General features: G+C 71.8%; 24 protein-coding genes and 1 pseudogene. 18 read left to right on the plus strand and 7 right to left on the minus strand.

The annotated features are described in order from the left end of the window. The first annotated feature begins 18 nt into the window (after positions 1 to 18). A complete protein-coding gene (locus tag AQJ64_RS18985) occupies positions 19 to 888 on the plus strand; it encodes a phage baseplate protein (protein ID WP_055638685.1) in 870 nt (289 codons plus the stop codon). A gap of 25 nt (positions 889 to 913) precedes the next feature. On the opposite strand, the gene AQJ64_RS18990 is transcribed toward AQJ64_RS18985, so the two are convergent. Next, on the minus strand, positions 914 to 2,353 hold the full coding sequence (locus tag AQJ64_RS18990) for a tetratricopeptide repeat protein (RefSeq protein ID WP_059202791.1): 1,440 nt from the start codon (positions 2,351 to 2,353) through the stop codon (positions 914 to 916). A gap of 92 nt (positions 2,354 to 2,445) precedes the next feature. Between AQJ64_RS18990 and AQJ64_RS18995 the strand changes: the two genes are divergently transcribed. Further along, complete coding sequence (locus AQJ64_RS18995; protein ID WP_055637505.1) at positions 2,446 to 3,852, plus strand: FAD-binding oxidoreductase; 1,407 nt, start codon at positions 2,446 to 2,448, stop codon at positions 3,850 to 3,852. A 19-nt stretch (positions 3,853 to 3,871) separates the two neighbouring features. Here the strand turns inward: AQJ64_RS18995 and AQJ64_RS19000 are convergent, their stop codons facing one another. Next, on the minus strand, positions 3,872 to 4,285 hold the full coding sequence (locus tag AQJ64_RS19000; protein WP_055637504.1) for an SsgA family sporulation/cell division regulator: 414 nt from the start codon (positions 4,283 to 4,285) through the stop codon (positions 3,872 to 3,874). A 253-nt stretch (positions 4,286 to 4,538) separates the two neighbouring features. On the opposite strand from AQJ64_RS19000, the gene AQJ64_RS19005 reads away from it, so the two are divergent. Both AQJ64_RS19005 and AQJ64_RS19010 read left to right on the plus strand, forming a co-directional pair. Then, complete coding sequence (locus AQJ64_RS19005) at positions 4,539 to 5,975, plus strand: RDD family protein (protein ID WP_055637503.1); 1,437 nt, start codon at positions 4,539 to 4,541, stop codon at positions 5,973 to 5,975. A gap of 57 nt (positions 5,976 to 6,032) precedes the next feature. Then, a complete protein-coding gene (locus AQJ64_RS19010) occupies positions 6,033 to 6,707 on the plus strand; it encodes an RDD family protein (RefSeq protein ID WP_055637502.1) in 675 nt (224 codons plus the stop codon). Positions 6,708 to 6,770: 63 nt separating this feature from the next. Here the strand turns inward: AQJ64_RS19010 and AQJ64_RS19015 are convergent, their stop codons facing one another. Continuing rightward, complete coding sequence (locus AQJ64_RS19015; protein WP_055637501.1) at positions 6,771 to 7,064, minus strand: hypothetical protein; 294 nt, start codon at positions 7,062 to 7,064, stop codon at positions 6,771 to 6,773. A 388-nt stretch (positions 7,065 to 7,452) separates the two neighbouring features. Between AQJ64_RS19015 and AQJ64_RS19020 the strand changes: the two genes are divergently transcribed. The 3 genes from AQJ64_RS19020 to AQJ64_RS19030 all read left to right on the plus strand — a co-directional run bounded on the left by AQJ64_RS19020 (position 7,453) and on the right by AQJ64_RS19030 (position 11,158). Then, positions 7,453 to 9,804, plus strand: a complete 2,352-nt coding sequence (locus AQJ64_RS19020) for an immune inhibitor A domain-containing protein (protein WP_055637500.1) — start codon at positions 7,453 to 7,455, stop codon at positions 9,802 to 9,804. Between the two features lie 133 nt (positions 9,805 to 9,937). Continuing rightward, complete coding sequence (locus tag AQJ64_RS19025) at positions 9,938 to 10,270, plus strand: hypothetical protein (protein ID WP_055637499.1); 333 nt, start codon at positions 9,938 to 9,940, stop codon at positions 10,268 to 10,270. 30 nt (positions 10,271 to 10,300) lie between these two features. Further along, complete coding sequence (locus AQJ64_RS19030; protein WP_059202792.1) at positions 10,301 to 11,158, plus strand: restriction endonuclease; 858 nt, start codon at positions 10,301 to 10,303, stop codon at positions 11,156 to 11,158. Here AQJ64_RS19030 and AQJ64_RS19035 read toward each other — a convergent pair. Then, positions 11,155 to 11,742, minus strand: coding sequence for an isochorismatase family protein (locus AQJ64_RS19035; protein ID WP_059202793.1), 588 nt, complete (start codon positions 11,740 to 11,742; stop codon positions 11,155 to 11,157). The two genes, AQJ64_RS19030 and AQJ64_RS19035, sit on opposite strands and share 4 nt — an antisense overlap. A gap of 116 nt (positions 11,743 to 11,858) precedes the next feature. After that, positions 11,859 to 13,196 (minus strand): nicotinate phosphoribosyltransferase, encoded by a 1,338-nt coding sequence (locus tag AQJ64_RS19040; RefSeq protein WP_059202794.1) that lies wholly within the window; start codon positions 13,194 to 13,196, stop codon positions 11,859 to 11,861. 58 nt (positions 13,197 to 13,254) lie between these two features. On the opposite strand from AQJ64_RS19040, the gene clpS reads away from it, so the two are divergent. The 4 genes from clpS to AQJ64_RS19060 all read left to right on the plus strand — a co-directional run bounded on the left by clpS (position 13,255) and on the right by AQJ64_RS19060 (position 16,538). Then, on the plus strand, positions 13,255 to 13,572 hold the full coding sequence (clpS, locus tag AQJ64_RS19045) for an ATP-dependent Clp protease adapter ClpS (protein WP_055638081.1): 318 nt from the start codon (positions 13,255 to 13,257) through the stop codon (positions 13,570 to 13,572). An 11-nt stretch (positions 13,573 to 13,583) separates the two neighbouring features. Beyond that, positions 13,584 to 14,192: a DUF2017 domain-containing protein gene (locus AQJ64_RS19050; RefSeq protein WP_055638082.1), complete on the plus strand. Its 609-nt coding sequence runs from the start codon at positions 13,584 to 13,586 to the stop codon at positions 14,190 to 14,192. A gap of 349 nt (positions 14,193 to 14,541) precedes the next feature. Further along, positions 14,542 to 15,981 (plus strand): amino acid permease, encoded by a 1,440-nt coding sequence (locus AQJ64_RS19055; RefSeq protein ID WP_055638083.1) that lies wholly within the window; start codon positions 14,542 to 14,544, stop codon positions 15,979 to 15,981. A 134-nt stretch (positions 15,982 to 16,115) separates the two neighbouring features. Further along, positions 16,116 to 16,538 (plus strand): M67 family metallopeptidase, encoded by a 423-nt coding sequence (locus tag AQJ64_RS19060; protein ID WP_055638084.1) that lies wholly within the window; start codon positions 16,116 to 16,118, stop codon positions 16,536 to 16,538. Here the strand turns inward: AQJ64_RS19060 and AQJ64_RS19065 are convergent. Then, complete coding sequence (locus AQJ64_RS19065; RefSeq protein ID WP_055638085.1) at positions 16,532 to 17,005, minus strand: hypothetical protein; 474 nt, start codon at positions 17,003 to 17,005, stop codon at positions 16,532 to 16,534. The two genes, AQJ64_RS19060 and AQJ64_RS19065, sit on opposite strands and share 7 nt — an antisense overlap. A 92-nt stretch (positions 17,006 to 17,097) precedes the next feature. Here AQJ64_RS19065 and AQJ64_RS19070 point away from each other — a divergent pair, with 92 nt between their 5' ends. The 6 genes from AQJ64_RS19070 to AQJ64_RS19090 all read left to right on the plus strand — a co-directional run bounded on the left by AQJ64_RS19070 (position 17,098) and on the right by AQJ64_RS19090 (position 22,542). Then, positions 17,098 to 18,120 carry a LacI family DNA-binding transcriptional regulator gene (locus tag AQJ64_RS19070; protein WP_055638086.1) on the plus strand — a complete coding sequence of 341 codons (1,023 nt, stop codon included), beginning with the start codon at positions 17,098 to 17,100 and terminating at the stop codon, positions 18,118 to 18,120. 106 nt (positions 18,121 to 18,226) lie between these two features. Then, positions 18,227 to 18,322: a putative leader peptide gene (locus AQJ64_RS52060; RefSeq protein WP_338060017.1), complete on the plus strand. Its 96-nt coding sequence runs from the start codon at positions 18,227 to 18,229 to the stop codon at positions 18,320 to 18,322. Positions 18,323 to 18,423: 101 nt separating this feature from the next. Beyond that, positions 18,424 to 18,702: a MoaD/ThiS family protein gene (locus AQJ64_RS19075; protein WP_055638087.1), complete on the plus strand. Its 279-nt coding sequence runs from the start codon at positions 18,424 to 18,426 to the stop codon at positions 18,700 to 18,702. Positions 18,703 to 18,717: 15 nt separating this feature from the next. After that, positions 18,718 to 19,668 carry a PLP-dependent cysteine synthase family protein gene (locus tag AQJ64_RS19080; protein ID WP_055638088.1) on the plus strand — a complete coding sequence of 317 codons (951 nt, stop codon included), beginning with the start codon at positions 18,718 to 18,720 and terminating at the stop codon, positions 19,666 to 19,668. Between the two features lie 247 nt (positions 19,669 to 19,915). Continuing rightward, positions 19,916 to 21,973, plus strand: coding sequence for a putative Ig domain-containing protein (locus AQJ64_RS19085; RefSeq protein ID WP_055638089.1), 2,058 nt, complete (start codon positions 19,916 to 19,918; stop codon positions 21,971 to 21,973). Between the two features lie 116 nt (positions 21,974 to 22,089). Beyond that, positions 22,090 to 22,542: a hypothetical protein gene (locus AQJ64_RS19090; protein ID WP_055638090.1), complete on the plus strand. Its 453-nt coding sequence runs from the start codon at positions 22,090 to 22,092 to the stop codon at positions 22,540 to 22,542. Between the two features lie 15 nt (positions 22,543 to 22,557). Here the strand turns inward: AQJ64_RS19090 and AQJ64_RS19095 are convergent. Continuing rightward, a pseudogene (locus AQJ64_RS19095) lies at positions 22,558 to 22,892 on the minus strand (type II toxin-antitoxin system PemK/MazF family toxin). A 225-nt stretch (positions 22,893 to 23,117) separates the two neighbouring features. Between AQJ64_RS19095 and AQJ64_RS19100 the strand changes: the two are divergent. Continuing rightward, positions 23,118 to 23,870, plus strand: a complete 753-nt coding sequence (locus AQJ64_RS19100; protein WP_055638091.1) for an MBL fold metallo-hydrolase — start codon at positions 23,118 to 23,120, stop codon at positions 23,868 to 23,870. Positions 23,871 to 23,890 lie beyond the last annotated feature (20 nt).

The following is a 23,890-nucleotide window of genomic DNA, read 5'->3' on the forward strand; positions in this document are numbered from 1 at the left end:
CGAAGGCGAGGGTGGACCGTGGCCGACCGTTTCGACCTGGCCGTACCGGCCGTGAGCTGGCTGGCCGGCAAGGGACTGCGGGAGGGCACGGTCCTGCAGTCCTTCGCCTTCGACGAGAGCCACGGACACCTCTACGTCCTCCAGGTCCGCGAGGGCGGCGAGGCGGCCGGCCACCTGTGCCTCAACCGCCTCGACCACAAGGGGAACGCGCTCGGCCACATGTACCTCCAGGGCTTCGGCCACGGCGTCAGCCTGGGGGTGCAGAACGCCCCCGACGGCACCGTCTGGATCTGGACCGAGGCGGACTCCCGGGGCGGTTACGGCCAGGGCGTCACCCGCTTCCGCTTCGTCCCCGGCGCCGTGCGCACCGCCGACGACGTCAGGATCCGCAAGCCCATACCCGGGTCCACCAACAACCAGCCCTCGGTCTGCATGACCTCCAAGCGGCTCTCGGTCCGCTACCGGATGGCCGGCAAGCCCCGCTACCGGGTCTGGGACCTGGAGTCCTTCGTCGACCGCGACTACGACGACCCGGTCGCCGACTTCGCCCAGACCGGCGCCCACCCCGACCCGCAGATCCCCTTCCAGGGGTACGCCCTGCACGGCGACCATGTCTACCAGCTCGCCGGCACCGCCTACGACCCCGTGACCAACCCGCCCGCCAAGCGCGGCAACGCCTACCTCTCCTGCCTCGACGCCCGCACCGGCGAGCTCCTCCAGCGCACCCGCACCGGCGCCGGCCAGAGCCTCGCCTACCGCGAGCCCGAAGGCCTCGCCGTCCGCGGCTCCCGCCTCTACCTGGGCTTCGCCTCCGGCACCGCCGGAGCCCGCCGCTTCTCCCTCTACTACAAGGCTGCGAAGAAGAAGTCCGCGAAGAAGAAGTCATAGCGCCCGCAGGGATGGTGACGTGCCGTCAGGACTCCGGCAGCGGCTCGTCCGGCACCTCGCCCAGCCCCGCCAGCGCGGCCCGGGCCGTCCGGGCGTGCAGCGGGGAGAAGTACGGGTTCAGCCGCAGCGCCTCCGCGAGATGCCGGCGGGCGTTCGCCGTCCGCTCCAGCGCGCGTTCGATCATGCCCCGGTGGTAGGAGTACGACGCGCTGAGCACCGCCCCGCCGTGCACCCGGTCGGTGGCGGTCGTCGCGTACTTCAGCGCCTCCTGGTCCGCTCCGGCCCGGTGCAGCGCCCAGCCCAGCGCGTCCGCGACCGCGCTGCCCGGCTGGCGCTCCCACTCGGCCCGCAGCCGCCGTACCGCAGACGCCGGATCACCGTGATCCGCCTCGAACAGCCCGAGCACCAGCTCCCCGTCCACCCCGCCCGCCGCGTCCCGGCGCACCCGCTCCCGCAGCAGCGCGTACTGCTCCCGCGCCTCACGGCCGCGCCCCAGCGACTCGTACAGCTCGCCCAGTTCGAGCGCGTACTGCGGCAGCGGCTGCCCGGCGAGCGCCGTGCGGTACGCGGTCACCGCCAGCGCGGTCCGGCCCAGTGCCGCCAGCGCCCGCCCCTGCCCCGCCCGCGCGGCCCACTGGTCCGGGTCCAGCCGCAGGGCCGCCCGGAAATGCCGCAGCGCGCTCTCCCGCTCCCCGCGCTCGAAGGCCAGCCGCCCGCCCCGCTCCAGCCACGCGGCCTCCTCGGCGGGGGAGGAGGCCCCGGCCGCCGCGTCGGCCAGCGCCGCCTGCGCGTCCTCCCGGAGCCCCTGCTCCCAGTACACGCCCGCCGCCCGTGCCAGCACCGCCGGACCCGACCGCAGCTTCCGCAGCCGCTCCAGCGCGGTGCGGGCCTTCTTGTGGTCGCCGAGGCCCGTGTACGCGTCGACGAGCTGCCCGTACGTCGTCCAGCGCGCCGGTGACGCCTGGTGCGCGGCCTGCGCCCACTTCAGCGCCGCGGGGAAGTCCCGGCGCGCGTTGGCCAGCGCGGCCAGCCCGTCCAGGGCCTCGGCGTTGCCCTGCGGCCGCACCTTCAGCGAGGTCCGCAGCGCCCGCTCGGCCTTCGGGTAGAGGACGTCCGCCCGGGCGGTACGCCGCCCCTGCTCCACGTACGCCGCCCCGAGCACCGCCCACGACGCCGCGTCCCGGGGATGCTCCCGCACCCGGCTCTCCCGCTCGCCGATCAGCTCCGCCAGCCCGGGCAGCGCCGCCGGCACCCCCGCCCCCACCGCCGCGCCCGCCCGCGCCCCCGCGGCCGGCGCCGCCGCCCCGCGCTCCGGCCCCTCCCCGGGCACCCACAGCAGCACCGCCCCACCGGCCAGCACCAGACCCCCCACGAGCGAGCCGACCGCCGCCCGCCGCCGATACCGGGGCGCAACCCGTGCGGCTTCCCGTGCGGTGTTCTTTTCGTTTCGTACGACGCTGTCCATGGCGCTCACTGTGCGCCGGCGCGCACGCCACACCCGGGCAGGTGACGGCCCCCGGGGACGGGGTTCACACCGATGGCCCCGGGTGCGAACCTGTGATCATGAGCCGTATCGAAGCGCCACGCGACGAGGCCACGGGCAACCTCGCCGACCGTCTGCTCGCCGGCCTGCCCGCCGACGCCGTTCTCACCGACCCCGAGGTCACCGCCGCGTACGCCAACGACATGGCGAGCTTCTGCCCGGCCGGCACCCCGGCCGTCGTCGTGCTGCCCCGTACCGTCGAACAGGTCCAGCACGTCATGCGCACCGCCACCGAGCTGCGCCTGCCCGTCGTCCCGCAGGGCGCCCGCACCGGCCTGTCCGGCGCCGCCAACGCCACCGACGGGTGTGTGGTGCTGTCGCTGACGAAGATGGACCGGATCCTGGAGATCAGCCCGGTCGACCGCATCGCCGTCGTCGAACCGGGTGTCGTCAACGCGGCCCTCTCCCGCGCCGTGGACGCACTCGGCCTCTGCTACCCGCCCGACCCCTCGAGCTGGGAGATGTGCACGATCGGCGGGAACATCGGCACGGCCTCGGGCGGGCTGTGCTGTGTGAAGTACGGGGTGACGGCCGAGTACGTCCTCGGCCTCGACGTCGTCCTCGCCGACGGGCGGCTGATGTCCACCGGCCGGCGCACCGCCAAGGGCGTCGCCGGGTACGACCTGACCCGGCTGTTCGTGGGCTCCGAGGGCTCCCTCGGCATCGTCGTCCGCGCCGTCCTGGCCCTCAGGCCGAAGCCGCCGCGCCAGCTCGTGCTGGCGGCGGAGTTCGCGTCGGCGGCCGCCGCCTGCGACGCGGTCTGCCGGATCATGGCCGGCGGGCATGTGCCGTCCCTGCTGGAGCTGATGGACCGCACGACCGTCAAGGCGGTCAACGCCCTCACCCGGATGGGCCTGCCCGAGACCACCGAGGCCCTCCTGCTGGCCGCCTTCGACACCACCGACCCGGCCGCCGACCTCGCCGCCGTGGGCGCGCTGTGCGAGGAGGCGGGCGCCACCCAGGTCGTCCCGGCCGACGACGCGGCGGAGTCCGAACTCCTCCTGACGGCCCGGCGTTCGTCCCTCGTCGCCCTGGAGGCCGTCAAGGGCACCACGATGATCGACGACGTGTGCGTGCCCCGCTCCCGCCTCGGCGACCTGATCGAGGGCGTCGAGCACATCGCCGCCAAGCACCGCCTGACCATCGGCGTCGTCGCCCACGCCGGGGACGGCAACACCCACCCCACCGTCTGCTTCGACGCCCAGGACCCCGACGAGTGCCGGCGCGCCCGCGCGTCCTTCGACGAGATCATGGCGCTCGGCCTGGAACTCGGCGGCACCATCACCGGCGAGCACGGCGTGGGCGTCCTGAAGAAGGAGTGGCTGGCGCGCGAGATCGGCCCGGTGGGGCTGGAGATGCAGCGGGCCGTCAAGCAGGTGTTCGACCCGCTGGGGATCCTCAACCCGGGCAAGCTGTTCTGACCCCCGCGCTCGGGCCCGCTCACTGGGCGAGCAGCTCGGCCAGACCCTCGTCCAGGCCGAGCTGCTCGCCCTCGGTGCCCGGCGGCACCGCCCGCAGCGTCCGCTCCAGCCAGGCCGACACCTGCGCGGCCGGCGCCTCCAGGAGGGCGTCGCCGTCCGGGGAACTGAGCGCCATCAGCACGACACTGCGCCCCTGCGACTTCGTCGGCCACACCCGCACGTCCCCGTGCCCACAGGGCCGGAACACCCCCTCCACCAGCAACTCCCGGGCGAACGTCCAGTGGACGGGCTGCTCCGAGTTGATGTGGAAGATGACGTGCACGGCGAACGGGTCGTCGCTGCGGTAGCCCAGCCGGGCCGGGACGGGGATGCTGCGCTCCGGCGACAGGATGAGCTGGAGCTCCAGTTCGCGCTCCACCACGGTGTGATGCATGGTCGTTCTCCTCTCCGTACGGATGTGTACGGAGGGAGAGAGCGGAAGGGATGCGGAGCATTACGCGGGTTCGGAGAACTTTTTTCCACGAACTCGGTCGGGGAGCCGTGGCGGACGGTTCCGAACGTGTGAAGCGAGTGCACGGGGTTGCCCGGAAAGGGGCGGGTACGGCGGGACTGGCGGTGGGGGTTGCGTCCGTCTGATAGATGTGGATGCCCCCATCCGACCTCCGAGCAGATACGGGACGACGGACATGAGCGCCCCAACCCCGGCCCCCGGCGACGACAGGCCCCGCGAGGGGTATTACCCGGACCCGTCCATTCCCGGATACGTCCGGTACTGGAACGGCTCCGCCTGGGTACCGGGCACCAGCCGCCCGGCCCCGTCGGACGGTACGCCGCTCACGCCTCCGGCCTCCCCCGTGGAGGAGACCGGCCCCCACTTCTTCGACGAGGATCCCAACCCGGCCGACCAGGTCGGCGGCGGCCGCCCCGAGCCCGCCTCGGCCTGGGGCGCGGACCGCGCCCATCAGTCCGGCTTCGGCGGCGACCAGGACCGCAGGGTCTCCTGGGGAGCACCCCAGGGCGCCGACCCCAGGGCGCCGGCGCAGCCGGGGCTGCCGGCCCAGCAGGGCGGTCCGGGGTCCCCGGCGCAGCCCGACGGCTGGTCCGCCAGCACGGACGGTACGGCGACCATCCCGCCGGCCGAGCCGGAGAACGGTGACGTGGCGTCGGGCGGGACGTTCGTCTTCCGCCGTCCCGGGGCGAGGGACGCGGCCGGGGGCGCCGCGGCGGGCAACGCCAAGCCCGGTTTCGGCGCGGGCAAGGCGGCCGCCGAGCGGGCCGCCGCGCAGGCGGCACAGGCGCAGGGCGCCCCCGGCCTCCAGGGCCCGGCCGCCCGGATGCCGGCCCAGCAGGGCCCCGCGGCCCAGGCCCCCGCCGTACAGCCCCTCGCCGTACAGCCCCCCGTCCAGCAGCAGGGCCCCGGCGCCTTCCCACCTGCCGCCGGGCAGACGGCCGGACCGGCCCCGGCGCCGCAGCCCGCGCCGGGCGTCCCGCAGCAGTCCGCCCCCATGGCCGCCGGCCCCGGCGGGGGACAGCCCTCGTGGGCGCAGCAGGTGCACCGGCTGGCGGGGGCCGACGAGCAGCCCGGGCCCTGGAAGCCGCCCGTCGAGGACATCTTCCAGGCGGCCGCCCGCAGACAGGCCGCGGCCCGGCCGGCCGGGCTCGGCAAGCGGTTCGCGGCCCGTCTGGTCGACACCCTCGTCCTCGCCGCCGTCACCTCGGCCGCCGCCGTACCGCTCGGGGTGAAGGCCCTCGACCACGTCAACGAGAAGATCGACGAGGCGGAGCTCACCGGACGGACCGTCACGGTGTGGCTGCTGGACGGCACGACGTCCGTCTACCTCGGCATCGTCCTCGCCGTCCTGCTGGTCTTCGGGATCGTGTACGAGGCCCTGCCGACCGCCAAGTGGGGGCGCACGCTGGGCAAGAAGCTGCTCGGTCTGCAGGTGCGGGACATCGAGGGCCACGAGCCCCCGGCCTTCGGCGCGGCCCTGCTGCGCTGGCTCGTCTACAGCGTGCCCGGGCTGCTCGTGATCGGGGTCGTGGGCGTCGTGTGGGGAGCGTTCGACCGGCCGTGGCGCCAGTGCTGGCACGACAAGGCCGCCCACACGTTCGTGGCGGGCTGACACCCGTACGGCCGCTCGCCGGATGCGGTGGTCGGGGCCGCGGGTTCCACTCGGGCCATGACCACCGAACCGCCCCCCGGCTCCGGCGGCCCGCCGGAGGACGATCCGCTCCGGAAGCACCCGCAGGAGCCGCCGCGCGAACCCCCGGGGGAGCCGCCGCGGGGCTCGCCGTACGACACGCCGTACGACGGGGAGCCGCCCCCGCCGTACTCGGGCGGCGGCGGCCCCTACGGCGGTCAGGGCGGTGACGCGTACGGCGGTTACCCGGAGGATCCGCTCGCCGGGATGCCGCCGCTCGCCGAGAGCGGCAGGCGCACGCTGGCCCGGATCATCGACATGGTGCTGGTGTACATCGTGGTGGCGCTGGTGGTGTGGGCCTTCCGGGTCGACCAGTACACGGTCGACGCCGACAAGATCGAGTTCGGCAAGACCCTCGGGCGCGAGATCATCACGGCCGTCCTCTACGTCGCGTACGACACGATCCTGATCGCCCGGACCGGCCAGACCCTCGGCAAGAAGTGGTTCGGCATGCGGGTCGCGAACCTGGCCGACGGCTCCACGCCCTCCGTGCAGACCTCGCTGGTCCGCGCCCTGGTGCTGTGGATCCCGTTCGCGTTCTGCTGCGCCTGTGTGTGGACCGCGATCGCGGGCGGCTGGAGCTACTTCGACAAGCCCTACAAGCAGGGCCTGCACGACAAGGCGGCCAAGACGGTGGTGGTCGGCCTCACCTGAGGGCGCGTGGCACGACGGAGGGCCCGAGTCGTCAGGCTCGGGCCCTTCCTTCTCGCCGTTCGTTCAGGGGGCCGGTTCTCGGACGGGCTCGGGCGCGGCGGCCACGGAGGCGGGTACGGGCACCGGCACCGGCTCGGGCACCGCCTGCTGCTCCGGCCGGGGTTGCGGCACGGGGGCGCGCGACGACCGCGTCACCGGCACCGTCAGGGCGACGAGCACGCCGAGCGCGAGCGCGGCGACGGCGACGACGGCGATCCCGGGTCCCGAACTCGTCTGTGACAGCAGCAGCATGGCGAGCGTCGAGAAGATGACGGTGCAGGAACCGTACGTGAGCTGTGCGACAGTCGGACGAGGCATGGCAATCGTGTCCTCGGAAGCGGGGGAGATCTCGACTCTATTGGCCTGCATGCCCGAGGGGAACGAACGGTAAGCGTGACCTAACCCACGGTGCCGGTGCACAGGGGGCGCACGGAGTCACGGCGTCCAGCAAGTGGACGGTCCCGCGCGCCCGTTCGAGGCCTCCGGGTGCCTCGGTCACGTTACGGTCATGTGTCCGCAATGCGAACACCGGCTCTCAATAATGCACTTGATCTGTCCAAGTCAAGGTCTGTTTTTTCTCGTAAACCAGTAGTCAAATGGCGTCACTTGACTACACGCGTATAACCGCGCGCGGACTTTCCTTGACAAAACCCCTGACAAGGACATCCCTCCGCGTGGACGGTCGCGTGAGTGGGAGGACATCAAGTTGACCAGTAGATCCTGGACGTTCAGAACGGCCGCGACGGTCGTCGCCCTTGCGGCGGCCTCGACGACGTTCACGACGTTCGCCGTGGCGCAGGCCGCCGAGGGAAGTGCGGCTGGTGCGGCGGCGGTGGACCGGCAGGACCCGCAGCCGGCCAAGGCCAAGGAGCACGACTTCGACGGCCCGCTCAGCAAGACCCAGGATGCCCAGCGCGAGGAGGCCCTCAAGCAGGTCATATCCGGCGAGGCCACCGTCAAGGACCGCAACGGCTCCAAGGTGGTCAAGCTCGACAGCCGCAAGGGCGACAGCAAGTACGTCGAACTGGGCCGCGAGAAGACCGACAAGATCTTCACGATCCTGGTCGAGTTCGGCGACCAGGTCGACCCCCGCTACGGCGGCACCACCGGCCCGCTGCACAACCAGATAGCCGCGCCGGACCGCACGAAGGACAACTCCACGGCCTGGCAGGCGGACTACAACCAGGCGCACTTCCAGGAGCTGTACTTCGGCACCGGGAAGAAGACCGAGTCGCTGAAGAAGTACTACGAGAAGCAGTCCTCGGGCCGCTACTCGGTCGACGGCGAGGTCACGGACTGGGTCAAGGTCCCCTACAACGAGGCCCGTTACGGCTCCAACGACGCCTCGACCGGCGCCTGGTACGCGGTCCAGGACGGCGTCAACGCCTGGGTCGCCCAGCGTGAGGCCGCCGGTGACACGGCCGCCGAGATCAAGGCGGAGCTGGCCGAGTTCGACCAGTGGGACCGCTACGACTACGACGGCGACGGCAACTTCAACGAGCCCGACGGCTACATCGACCACTTCCAGATCGTGCACGCCGGCGAGGACGAGTCCGCGGGCGGCGGCGCGCAGGGCGCGGACGCCATCTGGGCCCACCGCTGGTACGCCTTCGGTACCGACGCCGGCTCCACCGGCCCGGACACCAACAAGCTCGGCGGCACCCAGATCGGCGACACCGGCATCTGGGTCGGCGACTACACCATCCAGCCGGAGAACGGCGGCCTGGGCGTGTTCGCCCACGAGTACGGCCACGACCTCGGCCTGCCGGACGAGTACGACACCTCCGGCGGCGGCGAGAACTCCACCGGCTTCTGGACCCTGATGTCCTCCGGTTCCTGGCTCGGCACCGGCAAGCAGTCCATCGGCGACCTGCCCGGCGACATGAACGCCTGGGACAAGCTCCAGCTGGGCTGGCTGGACTACGACGTCGCCTTCGCCGGCAAGAAGTCCACCCACAAGCTGGGCGTCGCGGAGTACAACACCAAGAACGCCCAGGCGCTCGTGGTGCAGCTGCCGGAGAAGACGGTCAGCACCGAGGTCGTCACCCCGGCGCAGGGCTCCACCCAGTGGTGGAGCGGCAGCGGCAACGACCTGCGCAACACGCTGACCCGCACGGTCGACCTGACCGGCAAGTCCTCCGCCTCGCTGACCCTCGACGGCTGGTGGGACATCGAGCAGGACTACGACTACCTGTACACCGAGGTCTCCACCGACGGCGGCGCCAGCTACACCCCGATCGACGGCACCCTCGCCGACGGCACCGCCATCCCGCGTGACGGCAGCGACAAGCCCGCCCTCACCGGCACGGTGGCCGCCTACCAGAAGCTGACGTTCCCGCTGGACGCCTACGCCGGCAAGCAGATCAGCCTGCGCTTCCGTTACGCCACCGACGGCGGCGTGGCCCAGAAGGGCTTCGCGGCCGACGAGATCACGGTGACCGCCGACGGCGCGACCCTGTTCTCCGACAACGCGGAGGCGGCGGACGCCGCTTGGACCGCGAACGGGTTCTCCCGCATCGGCTCGGCCATCACGGACGACTACGCGCAGTACTACATCGCCGAGAACCGCCAGTACGTGTCGTACGACAAGACCCTCAAGGTCGGCCCGTACAACTTCGGCTTCTCGACGACCCGTCCGGACTGGGTGGAGCACTACGCGTACCAGAACGGTCTGCTGATCTGGAAGTGGGACACCTCGCAGGCGGACGACAACACCAGCGCCCACCCGGGTGAGGGCCTGATCCTCCCGATCGACTCGCACCCGACCGCCCTGAAGTGGACCGACGGCACCCTGATGCGCAACCGCGTCCAGTCCTTCGACTCCACCTTCAGCTGGTACCCGACGGACGCGATCACGCTGCACAAGGCGGACGTCGCGACCAGGATCAAGTCGCGTGCGGGCGTCCCGGTCTTCGACGACCGCAAGTCGACGTACTACGACGCCACGAACCCGCTCGCCGGTGTCAAGGTCACTGACACCAACACCTCGATCAAGATCGTCAACGAGCCCCGGAGTGGCTCGACGATCACGGTGAAGGTCGGCCCCTCGGGTAAGTGATCTAAGAAACCGCAGGTCAGAAGCGTATCGGCGGCAACCCCTTGGCGGGTTGCCGCCGGTCGTGTTTAGGTGCCTCCTGTGACTCCGTTATTGACGCCGATCTCCATACCGACTCGCACGGGGGTGTGACCGCATGGCCGCAGGAGGCTTCTGCAAGCTGCCGAACGGCAGGGTCGTGGTGGCCCTGAACCTGCCCAGCCCGAGCGCCGCGGACCCGGACGCCGCCGTCCGCTTCCTCGTCCACGCCCAGAACCGGGCGAGGGCCCTGACCAGGCTCCGCAACCTCGGCCTGCGCGCCGTCTACCTCCGCGGCAACGCGGCCCCACCGACCCCGGACGAGATCACCGCCGTACTCCACCACCCGGACGGCCTGATCTGGCGGACGACCCCCGACAACGGTGTCCCGGCGGCGGTCCCGGAACTCTGGAGACCGATCAGAGCACTGCTCCGGGGAGCGGCCGCCTAGCACCGCCCGGGACCCCGTCGGCGATACTTCATGGCTGTGACAAGCGAAAACACCTCGGCAGCCGGACGGCCCCAGGCCCCTGCCCGGCGTCAGATCCGGTCCTGGCAGGAGGCCGAGCACAACGCCGCGGCCTGGATGCGTCACTGGGGGTACGAGGACGCCCGTGCCCGGCCCGGCGGAAGCGACGGCGGGGTCGACGTGCGGTCGCGCCGGGCGCTGGGGCAGGTCAAGTACCAGGGGGCGGCGGTGGGCCGGCCCGAGCTCCAGCGCCTGTTCGGGGCGCGCGGCCGGGCCATGGACAAGGACCTGTTCTTCTTCACGGGCAGCAGTTACGCCGCCACGGCGGTCGCGTACGCCGCCGAGAACGGCATCGCGCTGTTCGTCTACGGCCTGGACGGCTCGATGACCGCGGCCAACGCCCCGGCCCGCCGCATCGCCACGACCCCGGCACCGGCCCCCGCGCCGACCCCGGTACGGGCAGCGGCGCCGACATCACCCGCGCCCTCCGTGCCGCCCCCCGCCCCGCCCCGGCAGAGCCGCCCCGGTAGCGGCCGGATCGCGATCGGGCTGGTCCTGACCGCCGTGGCCCTGTTCCTCCCGGGCGGCGAGGCCTTCGACCCCCGTCCGAACCGGACCCTGGTGACGCTGCTGATGCTCGTCGTCCCCGCCGTCCTGATCGTCTCGGGCCTGCGGGAGACGTCCCGCCGCCGCTACTGGCCGACCGGGCTGGGCCTGTTCCTCCTCGACCTCCCGGTGGGCTGGCTCGGCAACGCCCGGCTGTGGCGCGGCGGCACCGCCGACGACCTGCTGCCCGCCACGCTGACCGTCCTGGCCCTCACGGCCGCGACCCTCCTGATCCGCTGGAACAACCGCCCCCGCGTGCCCTAGGCCACGACCGGCTTGCCCGTCAGCTCCACCCCGGCCGTCCGCAGCTCCTCGAGCGCCCGTTCGGTGGTCGCCTGGGCCACCCCGGCGGTCAGGTCGAGCAGGACCGTCGTACGGAACCCCTCGCGGACCGCGTCCAGCGCGGTGGCCCGGACGCAGTGGTCCGTGGCGATCCCGACGACGTCGACCTCGTCGATCTGCCGGGCCCGCAGCCAGTCGCCCAGCTTGACGCCGTTCTCGTCGGCGCCCTCGAAGCCGCTGTACGCGGCCGCGTAGGCCCCCTTGTCGAAGACGGCGTCGATGCCGCCGGAGGCCACCGCCGGGGCGAAGTTCGGATGGAAGCCGACGCCCTCGGTGCCGGCGACGCAGTGCGCGGGCCAGGAGCGGACGTAGTCGGGGTTGTCGGCGAAGTGGCCGCCGGGCGCGATGTGGTGGTCCCGCGTGGCCACGACGTGCCGGTACCCGGCGGGGGCCTGCCCGATCAGCTCGGTGATCGCGGCGGCGACATCGGCACCCCCGGCCACCGCGAGGCTGCCCCCCTCGCAGAAGTCGTTCTGCACGTCTACGACGATCAAGGCGCGGCGCATGGTCGGTGTCCTTCGACTGAGAGGGAAGTCGACTGTCGGGTGAAGTAAGCAAGCCTAGAGATTTTCCGCCCCCGGCAACAGGGCCCCGTGCGCAGGGGCCCGCTGCCTCCGCGGCACTAGCGCTCCTGGAGATACTCCGTCGCCAGCACCGGCTCTCCCCGGGAGAGCTGGGTGGCGGACAGGGGCAGGTTGGCGAGGGTCGCCGTGTGGCGGTCGCGTACGGCGTCCAGGGGCTCGCGGCCGACCACGGCGCCGCCCTTGACCAGCTCCACCAGCAGCTGCCGGTCGGCGAGGCCGGCCGGCACCGCGCCGGTGCCGACGACCTCGGCCTCGGCGACCCCGTCCGCGTCCAGCCGCCGGGCCGCCCACTTGCGGCCGCCGATGGACGTCTTGCCGCCCGTCGACCGCTTCGCGACCGGCACCAGCGGGGCCTTCGGATCGGTGGACTCGGCGCGCGCGACCAGCTTGTAGACCATCGAGCAGGTGGGATGCCCGGACCCGGTGACCAGCTGCGTCCCGACGCCGTACGCGTCCACGGGCGCCGCCGCCAGCGAGGCGATGGCGTACTCGTCGAGGTCGGAGGTGACGATGATCCGGGTGCGCGTGGCGCCGAGGGCGTCGAGCTGCTGGCGCACCCGGTGGGCGACGAGCAGCAGGTCGCCGGAGTCGATGCGGACCGCGCCCAGCTCGGGCCCGGCCACCTCCACCGCCGTCCGGACGGCCTCGGCGACGTCGTAGGTGTCGACGAGCAGGGTGGTGCCGCCGCCGAGCGAGTCCACCTGGGCCCGGAAGGCGTCCCGCTCGCTGTCGTGCAGCAGGGTGAAGGCGTGGGCGCTGGTGCCGACGGTCGGGATGCCGTAGCGGAAACCGGCGGCCAGGTCGGAGGTGGAGGTGAAGCCGCCGACGTACGCGGCGCGGCTCGCGGCGACCGCGGCCAGCTCATGGGTGCGGCGGGCGCCCATCTCGATCAGCGGCCGGTCGCCGGCGGCCGAGGACATCCGGGAGGCGGCCGCCGCGATCGCGGAGTCGTGGTTGAGGATGGACAGGATCACGGTCTCCAGCAGCACGCACTCGGCGAAGGAGCCCTCGACCCGCATGATGGGCGAGCCGGGGAAGTAGACCTCGCCCTCCGGGTAGCCCCAGATGTCACCCGAGAAGCGGTAGGCGGCCAGCCAGTCCAGGGTCTCGTCGTCGACGATGGAGCGGCGGCGCAGGAAGCGCAGGACGTCCTGGTCGAAGCGGAAGTTCTCGACCGCGTCCAGGACCCGCCCGGTGCCCGCGACGACGCCGTAGCGCCGCCCGTCCGGCAGTCGCCGGGTGAAGACCTCGAACACGCTGCGCCGCTCGGCCGTGCCGGCCTTGAGCGCGGCCTGCAGCATGGTCAGCTCGTACTGGTCCGTGAAGAGCGCCGTAGAGGGAACGTCCACCGGCAGCCCAAGGTCCGCTGTGTTCATGACGACAGATGCTACACCCCTTTGCGTCAGTGTGACGATTTGTGGGGCCCGTGGCAGCATGGGCCTTGTGACGTCACCCGCTCCCCTTGAGATCGAACGCACCGAGTCGGCGGAGGAGGTCTACGCCGTCCCCGAGCCGGACGTCCCCTGGGTCACCATCGTCCACAACGACCCGGTCAACCTCATGAGCTATGTGACGTACGTCTTCCAGACGTACTTCGGCTACAGCAAGGACAAGGCCACCAAGCTCATGCTCGACGTCCACCACAAGGGCCGGGCGGTCGTCTCCAGCGGCTCTCGCGAGGAGATGGAACGCGACGTGCAGGCCATGCACGGCTATGGACTGTGGGCCACCCTCCAGCAGGACCGGAAGTAGCCTCCTCACTGATGCCTGGACACTTCGAACCGCTCCCCGGCGGCGGCGCGGCCGTCGCGCTCGACGACGTCGAGATCTCCATCATCCGGTCGCTGGCCGTCCAGCTGCTGGAACTGATCGGCCCCGGCCCCGCCGAGGACGCCTCCGACGACCCGCTCGCCGAGCTCTTCGCGGAGGGCCCGAGCGAGCCCCCCGCCGACCCGGTGCTCCGCCGGCTGTTCCCTGACGCCTACTCCGACCCGGGGGGCGCCCCGGGGCCGCGGCAGGCGGACGAGCAGAAGGCGCACTCCGCCGAGTTCCGCCGCTTCACCGAGAACGACCTCAGGGCCGGCAAGCGCGAGAACGCCCTCGCGGTGGTCCGCACCCTGGACGCGCTGGCCTCCGAGGCGGCCGGCGAGGGCGGCGCGGTGCTCCAGCTCGCGCCCGGGGAGTCCCGGCAGTGGCTCGGCGCGCTCAACGACCTGCGGCTGGCGATCGGGGCCCGGCTGGAGATCACCGACGAGGACGACACCGACGTCCTCTACCGGCTGCCGGACGAGGACCCGCGCAAGCCGATGGTGATGGCGTACCTGTGGCTGGGCGGGCTCCAGGAGACGCTCGTGACCACCCTTATGCCCTGATCCGTCCCGCTTCCGTGTTCGCTCAGAGGACGCTCAAATCCGGATAACGATCGCGTCACCGTGATGGCCGGAAGTGTCCGCTTCGGGGGCAGTTCCTGCGCTTCTTCCTGTGCCGTGCGCCACATGACGGATGCGCGATCAGTGTGACGGCCGTGATAAATCTTCACGACCGCCCGGCGAACACCACCCGAATGTTCGGCCGGGTGCGCCACCGAGCCGGCAACCGCCGGCCAGGCTCGGCGGGCTCGGGGAAGCCCGGGCCCGCTCGCTCCATCATCCGGGGGGATCGAAACCCGATCCGAGGCCGACGAGAGGCCCGGGTCGGCATGGAGAAAGGCGCACCACACACATGACCTCCGCTCAGGTCGACACGGACGGCAACGGCGCCGACACGGCGCCCGAAGAGGGGTACGAACGAGGCCTCGGCAGCCGCCAGGTCCAGATGATCGCGATCGGCGGCGCCATCGGCGTCGGCCTCTTCCTGGGGGCCGGCGCGAACATCGCCAAGGCCGGTCCCAGCCTCATCCTCATGTACGCCGTCGCGGGCGCGATCGTCTTCTTCATCATGAGGGCGCTCGGCGAACTGCTTCTGTACCGCCCGGTCTCGGGCTCCTTCGCGGAGTACTCCCGCGAGTTCCTCGGCCCGTTCTTCGGCTACTTCACCGGCTGGACGTACTGGCTGATGTGGGTCGTCACCGGCATGGCCGAGCTGACGGCCGCCGCGATCTACGTCAACTACTGGTTCCCGGCCGTCCCGCAATGGGTGACCGCCCTGGTCTTCCTGGTGATCCTCTTCGGGGTCAACCTGATCTCCGTGAAGCTCTTCGGCGAGCTGGAGTTCTGGTTCTCGATGGTCAAGGTCACCGCCCTGATCGGCATGATCGTCATCGGCCTCGGCGTGCTGACCTTCGGCTTCAGCAGCGCCGGTGACACCGCGTCGGTCGCGAACCTCTACCAGTTCGACGGCTTCTTCCCCAAGGGCATCGGCTCCTCCCTGATGACCCTCCAGGGCGTGATGTTCGCCTACCTCGCCGTCGAGCTGGTCGGTGTCACGGCGGGCGAGTCCGAGAACCCGGAGAAGACCCTCCCCAAGGCGATCAACACCCTGCCCTGGCGTATCGCGCTCTTCTACGTCGGCGCGCTCACCGTCATCCTCTGCGTCGTGAAGTGGACCGAGTTCGCCCCGGGCGTCTCGCCGTTCGTCGAGGCCTTCGCGAAGATCGGCATCCCGGCCGGCGCCGGCATCGTCAACTTCGTCGTCCTCACCGCGGCCCTGTCCTCCTGCAACTCCGGCATGTACTCCACCGGCCGCATGCTGCGCAACCTGGCCGACAGCGGCGAGGCCCCGGCCGCCTTCCGCAAGCTGTCCGCCACCAAGACCCCGGCCTTCGGCATCACGGTCTCGGTCCTCTGCATGGGCATCGGCGTGCTCCTCAACTACGTCGTCCCGGAGAAGGCCTTCGCCTACGTCACCTCCGTCGCCACCGCGGCCGGCATCTGGACCTGGCTGATGATCCTGGTCAGCCACGTCCTCTACCGCCGCGCGGTCGATGCGGGCCGGCTGCCCGCCTCCTCCTTCCCGGCGCCGGGCGGCGCGGTGTTCAGCTGGGTGGCCATCGCCTTCCTGCTCTTCGTCACCTGCCTGATCGCCTACGACGCCGACTCCCGGATCTGCCTGTACGTGATGGCCGGCTGGGCCGCCGCGCTCGGTGTCGGCTGGGCGGTCCTCAAGGGCCGCAACCCGGAGGTCACGAGCCGCCGCGAGCCGGAGCTGGAGAAGATCGGCTGATCCTCCCCCAGGACGTCCGGCCGCACGGAGCACTCGTGGCGCCCCGCCGCGGCAACAGCTCAGGACGTCCGGCATACGGGCCGCCCCGTACCGCACTTCGGTACAGGGCGGCCCCTCTGCTTATCCTGACCAGCATGCTGACCATCACCCAGGCCCTCGTCGACCAGATCGTCGCCCACGCGCGCAAGGACCACCCCGACGAGGCGTGCGGCGTCGTCGCCGGGCCGGCCGGCTCCGACCGCCCCGAACGCTTCATCCCCATGCTGAACGCGGCCATGTCGCCCACGTTCTACGAGTTCGACTCCGGGGACCTCTTCAAGCTCTACCGCGAGATGGACGACCGCGACGAGGAGCCGGTGGTCATCTACCACTCCCACACCGCCACCGAGGCCCACCCCTCCCGCACGGACATCTCCTACGCCAACGAACCGGGCGCCCACTACGTCCTCGTCTCCACCCGCGACACCGACGGCCTCGGCGACTTCCAGTTCCGCTCCTTCCGCATCGTGGAGGGCGAGGTCACGGAGGAGGAGGTCCGGATCGTCGAGGCCTACTGACCTCCCTCGCCGGCCCCCGGACCCGGCGGTGCCATCGGTGCCGCCTCCCCGGTCCACACCCGGTGCAGATGCCGGATCGCCGCGATGTCGGCGTGGTCCTTCGGCCGGTCGGCGGCGAGCTTCCAGCGCAGCACGTCACCCAGCCGCATGAACGGCACCCCGTCGATGACGTCGGCGTCGTCGACGAGCCGGTCCGTCGACCAGCCCGGCGTCCACCGGTCCATGATCTCGATCGACGCGGTGGGATGGACCACCCGCAGCCCGTACCCCGAGACCGTCGGTCCGGGCGGGCCCAGGGCGAGGGCCCGCTGCCAGGCCGCGCCCCGCGCGAGCACGTCGAGGTCTCCCATCCGCGCCCGCAGTCCACGGACGTAGAGGGCTGCGGACCCGCAGACCACGTACTCGCCGCGCGGCAGCCGCAGGGCGGCCAGGGCGGCGAACAGACCGTCGGCATCGCTCAGGAGCAAGGGTCCTCCTTCGAAAAGAACGCGGGGACGGGCTTCACCACCGTTACCGTTTCCGCCAGGAGACCCTTCAATTCGCGCTCACGGAGACGGTGTTGACCCAGCGGACGAACGCAAGGCGCCCCACGCTCGAAGACGTCGCACGGCGGGCCGGGGTGTCGCGGTCCACCGTGTCGCGGGTGGTGAACGGGGAGGCCCGGGTGAGCGCCGAGGTGATCGCGCGGGTCAGGGGGGTGATCGCCGACCTGGGGTACGTCCCCAACCAGGCCGCCCGCCAGCTGGTCACCCGCCGCACCGACGCCGTCGCGGTCGTCGCCACCCCGCCCGAGGGCCGGCTCTTCCTCGACCCCTTCTTCGACCTCCTCCTGCGCGGGGTGCGCCGCGAGCTCGCCGAGCACGGCGCCCAGGCCGTCCTGCTGTTCGTGGAGGAACCGGACGACCACGCGCGCGTGGCCGCCTATCTCGCCGGCGGCCATGTCGACGGCGCCGTGCTGTTCTCGCTGCGCCCCGGCGACCGGCTCCACACGATGATGGACCCGCTCGACATCCCCGCCGTCTTCGGCGGCCGCCCCCTGCTGCGCGAGGGCGCCACCGTCCCCGGGCACGCGTACGTCGACGGCGACAACCGCGGGGGAGCCCGCCTGGCCGTCCGGCACCTCGCCGGCCTCGGGCGCCGCCGTATCGCGACCGTCGCCGGCCCCTACGACCAGGAGACCTCCGCCGCCGACCGGCTGGCCGGCTACCGGGACGTCCTGCCCGACGCCCCGCCCGACCTCGTACAGAAGGCCGACTACAGCCGGGAGGGCGGCGCCGGGGCGATGGCGGCGCTGCTGGACCGCCGGCCCGATCTGGACGCCGTCTTCGTCGCCTCCGACTTCATGGCCTCGGGAGCCCTGCAGACCCTGCGCGAGCGCGGGCGGCGGGTGCCGGAGGACGTGGCCGTGGTCGGCTTCGACGATCTGACGTCCATCGCCGAGACCACCGACCCGCCGCTGACCACCGTCCACCAGGACGTGCTCGAGATGGGCCGCCTCATGGCCCGGCTGCTGTTCGAGCACACCGGCCCGGAGGCGTCGGTCGTGGTGCCGACCCGGCTGGTCCGCCGCCGCTCCGCCTGACCGGAGCCGCTCCCGGAGCCCGCCCGGTCTCACTCACCGGCCCGATTCCGTCCATCATGTGGGATCACATTCCGGAAGCCGGGACGGGAATCGATACGATGAGCCCATGGTTCTGAACGACGTGAGCGAGAAGACGCCGGGCGTACTGCTCGTGGCGCGGCTGCACGTCGACCTGTGCAGGCTGGCCAGCGCCATCTGTTGACGCGGACGCCTGCCGCCGTACGGCCGTGAGCCGCGGCGATGTCCTCACCACGCACGTATCCCGCGCAGCCCACACCTTCCTTCCGACAGGAGCCCTGAGCCATGGCCATCGAGGTCCGCATCCCCACCATCCTCCGCCAGTACACCGACGGTCAGAAGGCGGTGGAGGGCAGCGGTGACACCCTCGCCGACCTCTTCAACGACCTCGAGACCCGGCACGCGGGCATCCACGCCCGGATCGTGGACGAGGGCAAGCTGCGCCGCTTCGTCAACGTCTACCTGAACGACGAGGACGTTCGCTTCGTCGACGGCATCAACACCAAGCTGTCCGACGGCGACACCGTGACGATCCTGCCGGCCGTGGCCGGCGGCATGGCCTAGGCCGGCAGAACCGGCATGCGTTACGACTCCCCGCTGGCCGCGGTGGGCAACACCCCTCTGGTGCGCCTGCCGCGGCTGTCGCCGTCCGCCGACGTCCGCATCTGGGCCAAGCTGGAGGACCGCAACCCCACCGGCTCGGTCAAGGACCGCCCCGCCCTGCACATGGTCGAGCAGGCGGAGAAGGACGGCCGGCTCACCCCCGGCTGCACCATCCTGGAGCCGACGAGCGGCAACACCGGCATCTCCCTCGCCATGGCGGCCAAGCTCAAGGGCTACCGCATCGTGTGCGTGATGCCCGAGAACACCTCGCAGGAGCGCCGGGACCTGCTCGCGATGTGGGGCGCCGAGATCATCTCCTCCCCGGCCGCGGGCGGTTCCAACACCGCCGTGCGCGTCGCCAAGGAGCTGGCCGCCGAGCACCCCGACTGGGTGATGCTCTACCAGTACGGCAACCCGGACAACGCCGGCGCCCACTACGCGACGACCGGCCCGGAGATCCTCGCCGACCTGCCCTCCGTCACCCACTTCGTGGCGGGCCTCGGCACCACCGGCACCCTGATGGGCGTCGGCCGTTATCTGCGCGAGCACAAGCCGGACGTGCGGATCGTCGCCGCCGAACCGCGCTACGACGACCTGGTGTACGGCCTGCGCAACCTCGACGAGGGCTTCGTGCCGGAGCTGTACGACGCCTCCGTCCTCACCACCCGTTTCTCGGTCGGCTCGGCGGACGCCGTGATCCGCACCCGTGAACTCCTCCAGCAGGAGGGCATCTTCGCCGGCGTCTCCACGGGCGCCTCGCTGCACGCCGCGATCGGCGTCGGGAAGAAGGCCGTCAAGGCGGGGGAGAGCGCGGACATCGTGTTCGTCGTCGCGGACGGCGGCTGGAAGTACCTCTCCACCGGTGTCTACACGGCGGCCACCACCGAGGAGGCCATCGCGACGCTCCAGGGTCAGCTCTGGGCATAGCGCCGGCATAGGAGTCATCAACCACGCGCCAGCCCCCTCCTATGAGGGGGCTAAACGCTGCCTATGGGGCGGCAAAGAACGCCCGGGGGTACTGCCGGTAACCGGGCCGACGGGGCTACGTTCTGCGCGCAGCCCCACCTTGTCCCTCGAAGTGTCATGCTCATGACCGCGCCTCCATCCGCCGCTACGCGCGTCACGTGCCTGCACCCCACTGAGAGAACCCCACTCCCGATGGAGGCAGTAACCCATGCGTGAGTCACGCCTGCGAAGACTCCTGAGCATCGCCGTCCCCGCGCTCACCCTCACCGTCGCCGGACTCCTGGCGGCCCCCGCGGCCGACGCCCGGCCCACGGCCGCCACCACGGCGCACACCTCCCGCACCACCCAGAACGCCCACGCCCTCACCGCCCCCGACCGCCAGACCTTCCACTCCACCGGCAAGGCCGGCCAGAAGGTCCCCACCACCCACCTGTGCTCGGACCCGGCCCCCGGCCACGCCGCCTGCTTCGCCCAGCGCCGCACCGACATCAAGCAGCGCCTCGCCACCGCCCTCGCCGCCGCGGCCGCCGCGCCCTCCGGCCTCAGCCCCGCCAACCTGCACAGCGCCTACAACCTGCCCTCGACCGGCGGCTCCGGACTGACCGTCGCCGTCGTCGACGCCTTCAACGACCCCAACGCCGAGTCCGACCTCGCCACCTACCGCTCCACCTACGGCCTGTCCGCCTGCACCAAGGCCAACGGCTGCTTCAAGCAGGTCAGCCAGACCGGCTCCACCACCTCACTGCCCACCAACGACAGCGGCTGGGCCGGCGAGGAGGCGCTCGACATCGACATGGTCAGCGCCGTCTGCCCCAACTGCAACATCACCCTCGTCGAAGCGAACTCCGCCACCGACTCCGACCTCGGCACCGCCGAGAACGAGGCCGTCGCCCTCGGCGCCAAGTTCGTCTCCAACAGCTGGGGCGGCGACGAGTCCTCCGCCCAGACCGGCGAGGACACCTCCTACTTCAAGCACCCCGGCGTCGCCATCACGGTGAGCGCCGGCGACTCCGGCTACGGCGCCGAGTACCCCGCCACCTCCCAGTACGTCACCGCCGTCGGCGGCACCGCCCTGTCCACCTCCTCCAACTCCCGCGGCTGGACCGAGTCCGTGTGGAAGACCTCCAGCACCGAGGGCACCGGCTCCGGCTGCTCCGCGTACGACGCCAAGCCGAGCTGGCAGACCGACACCGGCTGCACCAAGCGCATGGAGTCCGACGTCTCCGCCGTCGCCGACCCGGCCACCGGCGTCGCCGTCTACGACACCTACGGCGGCTCCGGCTGGGCGGTCTACGGCGGCACCAGCGCCTCCGCCCCGATCATCGCCGGCGTCTACGCCCTCGCGGGCACCCCGGGCTCGGGCGACTACCCGGCGAAGTACCCCTACTCCCACACGGGCAACCTGTACGACGTCACCAGCGGCAGCAACGGCTCCTGCTCCACCTCGTACTTCTGCACCGCCACCACCGGCTACGACGGCCCGACCGGCTGGGGCACCCCCAACGGCACCACCGCCTTCACCGCCGGCACCAGCACCGGCAACACGGTGACCGTCACCAACCCCGGCAGCCAGTCCACCACCACGGGCGGCTCGGTCAGCCTCCAGATCAGCGCCACCGACAGCGCGGGCGCCACCCTCACCTACAGCGCGTCCGGCCTGCCCACCGGCCTGTCCATCGGCAGCTCCACCGGCAAGATCTCCGGTACGGCGTCCACCGCCGGCACCTACCAGGTCACCGTCACCGCCACCGACTCCACCGGCGCCTCCGGCTCGGCCTCCTTCACCTGGACCGTCGGCTCCTCCGGCGGCACCTGCACCTCCGCCCAGCTGCTCGGCAACCCCGGCTTCGAGTCCGGCAGCACCACCTGGACCGCCAGCTCCGGCGTCATCACCAACTCCACCAGCGAGTCCGCCCACGCCGGCTCCTTCTACGCCTGGCTCGACGGCTACGGCTCCTCGCACACCGACACGCTCTCCCAGTCGGTGACCGTCCCGAGCGGCTGCAAGGCGACCTTCACCTTCTACCTGCACATCGACACCGCCGAGACCTCCACCAGCACGCAGTACGACAAGCTGACCGTCACGGCGGGCTCGACCACCCTGGCCACCTACTCCAACCTCAACGCCGCCACCGGCTACACCCAGAAGTCCCTCGACCTGTCCGCCTACGCGGGCTCCACGGTCACCCTGAAGTTCAGCGGCGTCGAGGACTCCAGCCTCCAGACCAGCTTCGTCCTCGACGACACGGCCGTCACCACCAGCTGACCCGGACAGACACCCGGACAGACACCCGGACAGACATCCGGACCGACATCACCCGTACGCCCGGCACGGATCCGGGCGTACGGGTGGTACGTCGAAGGGGGAGAAAGGAGGCCCCCATGCGCCGTACGACCCGTTCCACGGCCCTCGCCCTCGTGGTGCTGACGCTCGCCTTCGCCGGCTGCGGCACCGAGAGCGACGGCGCCGCCGCACCCCCGCCCTCCTCGGCGGCCACCGAGGAGGACTGCACGTCCACCCCGCCCGCCGAACTCACCGCCGCCGACGACGGCCGCACCTTCTGCCTGACCGTCGGCGGACAGCTCCGACTGAACCTCGACGGCACGAAGGAACGCCCCTGGTCGGGCGTCGCCACCACCGGTGACGTGCTGAAACCCACCAACGCCGGGATCGTCGTCCTGCCCGGCGACGCCGTCGCCGCCTACGACGCGGTGGCCGCCGGCACCACCCGCCTCAGCGCCTTCCGCCCGCTGTGCGCCGCCCCCACCGGACCGAGCCAGGTCTCCTGCAAGGGCATCCAGGAATGGGCGGTCACCGTCCGGGTGACCGAGTGAGACGGGGCGCGCCGCTCAGGTCGCCAGATGCCGGACCTGGTCCCACAGCACCGGGTTCATCACCCCCACCCGGCGCCGGAAGTCCGCCACCGGGACCTGCCGCGGCTCGTCCGTCTCCAGGAAGCTCGGCCGTCCCCGCGCGTCACCGACCGCGCCCGGCGGCAGCGGGATCACCCCCGCCCGCCCGTCGCGGTACCTGCTGGTGATCTTCGCGACCGTCACCCGTTCGCCCCGCACCCCCAGCACCAGACATGGCCGGGCCGCCGCCCGCGCCCCCAGCCGTCCATGAGCGTGGCGACCAGAGCCAGCGGGATCACCGCCGCGAGCGCCGGCCACCAGGACGTGTCCATAGGTCGACGTTACCGGCGCGCGGACGACAATGCGCGCCCCCTGTCGTGCCCCACACACCCCTCGTCCAGCCGAACCGGTGACAGCACAGGTGAGTTCGCCCACAACAGCCCCTGGCGGAGGAGCGACCCGGGGTTTTGCGCCTTACGCTCGACAAACCGCACGACCCCCGTCGCCCCCTATCCCTCGAATCACTTTCATATCCCGCCAGCGGAGGTTTCTGCTTTATGAAGCTCACCGTCGTCGGCTGCTCGGGGTCGTTCCCGTCCGCGGAATCGGCCTGCTCGAGCTACCTCGTCGAGGCCGACGGCTACAGGCTGCTTCTCGACATGGGCAACGGCGCCCTCGGCGAGCTGCAGCGCCACTGCGGTCTCTACGACCTCGACGCGATCTTCCTGAGCCATCTGCACGCCGACCACTGCATCGACATGTGCGCCTATTTCGTCGCGCGCTACTACCGCCACGACGGCGGGCGCTGCGACCCCATCCCGGTCTACGGCCCCGAAGGCACCGAACACCGCCTGACCACGGCCTACGCCGACACCCCCTCCGCCTCCTCGATGAGCGAGGTCTTCGACTTCCACACGGTCAAGCCGTCCACCTTCGACATCGGCCCGTTCACCGTGCACACCGAACGCGTGGCCCACCCCGTCGAGGCGTACGGCATCCGCGTCGAGTACGGCGGCCGGTCGCTGACCTACTCCGGCGACACCGGCCTCAGCCCGGCCCTGGAGGAACTCGCCCGCGACAGCGACCTCTTCCTGTGCGAGGCCGCCTTCACGCACGGCAAGGAGAACATCCCCGACCTCCACCTCAACGGCCGCGAGGCCGGCGAGACGGCGGCCCGGGCCGGTGCGAGACGCCTCGTACTGACCCACATCCCCCCGTGGACCGACCCCCAGGTCAACCTCGCCGACGCCCGCGCGGTCTACGACGGCCCGGTGGAACTGGCGGCACCGAGGGTGTCGTACGAGATCTAGTGCCGCGGCAGGCAACGTTT

The organism is Streptomyces griseoruber, assembly GCF_001514205.1.
GTDB lineage: Bacteria > Actinomycetota > Actinomycetes > Streptomycetales > Streptomycetaceae > Streptomyces > Streptomyces griseoruber.

Excerpts from the sequence above, each read along its gene's own strand:
- AQJ64_RS19025 (WP_055637499.1), top strand. The coding sequence starts at position 9,938 with ATGGCCGCAGGAGGCTTCTGCAAGCTGCCGAACGGCAGGGTCGTGGTG.
- clpS (WP_055638081.1), top strand. The coding sequence starts at position 13,255 with ATGGGCCTTGTGACGTCACCCGCTCCCCTTGAGATCGAACGCACCGAG.
- AQJ64_RS19080 (WP_055638088.1), top strand. The coding sequence starts at position 18,718 with ATGCGTTACGACTCCCCGCTGGCCGCGGTGGGCAACACCCCTCTGGTG.
- AQJ64_RS19055 (WP_055638083.1), top strand. The coding sequence starts at position 14,542 with ATGACCTCCGCTCAGGTCGACACGGACGGCAACGGCGCCGACACGGCG.
- AQJ64_RS19035 (WP_059202793.1), bottom strand. The coding sequence starts at position 11,742 with ATGCGCCGCGCCTTGATCGTCGTAGACGTGCAGAACGACTTCTGCGAG.
- AQJ64_RS19030 (WP_059202792.1), top strand. The coding sequence starts at position 10,301 with ATGGCTGTGACAAGCGAAAACACCTCGGCAGCCGGACGGCCCCAGGCC.
- AQJ64_RS19015 (WP_055637501.1), bottom strand. The coding sequence starts at position 7,064 with ATGCCTCGTCCGACTGTCGCACAGCTCACGTACGGTTCCTGCACCGTC.
- AQJ64_RS19000 (WP_055637504.1), bottom strand. The coding sequence starts at position 4,285 with ATGCATCACACCGTGGTGGAGCGCGAACTGGAGCTCCAGCTCATCCTG.
- AQJ64_RS19100 (WP_055638091.1), top strand. The coding sequence starts at position 23,118 with ATGAAGCTCACCGTCGTCGGCTGCTCGGGGTCGTTCCCGTCCGCGGAA.
- AQJ64_RS19060 (WP_055638084.1), top strand. The coding sequence starts at position 16,116 with ATGCTGACCATCACCCAGGCCCTCGTCGACCAGATCGTCGCCCACGCG.
- AQJ64_RS19005 (WP_055637503.1), top strand. The coding sequence starts at position 4,539 with ATGAGCGCCCCAACCCCGGCCCCCGGCGACGACAGGCCCCGCGAGGGG.
- AQJ64_RS19085 (WP_055638089.1), top strand. The coding sequence starts at position 19,916 with ATGCGTGAGTCACGCCTGCGAAGACTCCTGAGCATCGCCGTCCCCGCG.
- AQJ64_RS52060 (WP_338060017.1), top strand. The coding sequence starts at position 18,227 with ATGGTTCTGAACGACGTGAGCGAGAAGACGCCGGGCGTACTGCTCGTG.
- AQJ64_RS19075 (WP_055638087.1), top strand. The coding sequence starts at position 18,424 with ATGGCCATCGAGGTCCGCATCCCCACCATCCTCCGCCAGTACACCGAC.
- AQJ64_RS19040 (WP_059202794.1), bottom strand. The coding sequence starts at position 13,196 with ATGAACACAGCGGACCTTGGGCTGCCGGTGGACGTTCCCTCTACGGCG.
- AQJ64_RS19090 (WP_055638090.1), top strand. The coding sequence starts at position 22,090 with ATGCGCCGTACGACCCGTTCCACGGCCCTCGCCCTCGTGGTGCTGACG.
- AQJ64_RS19050 (WP_055638082.1), top strand. The coding sequence starts at position 13,584 with ATGCCTGGACACTTCGAACCGCTCCCCGGCGGCGGCGCGGCCGTCGCG.
- AQJ64_RS18990 (WP_059202791.1), bottom strand. The coding sequence starts at position 2,353 with ATGGACAGCGTCGTACGAAACGAAAAGAACACCGCACGGGAAGCCGCA.
- AQJ64_RS19010 (WP_055637502.1), top strand. The coding sequence starts at position 6,033 with ATGACCACCGAACCGCCCCCCGGCTCCGGCGGCCCGCCGGAGGACGAT.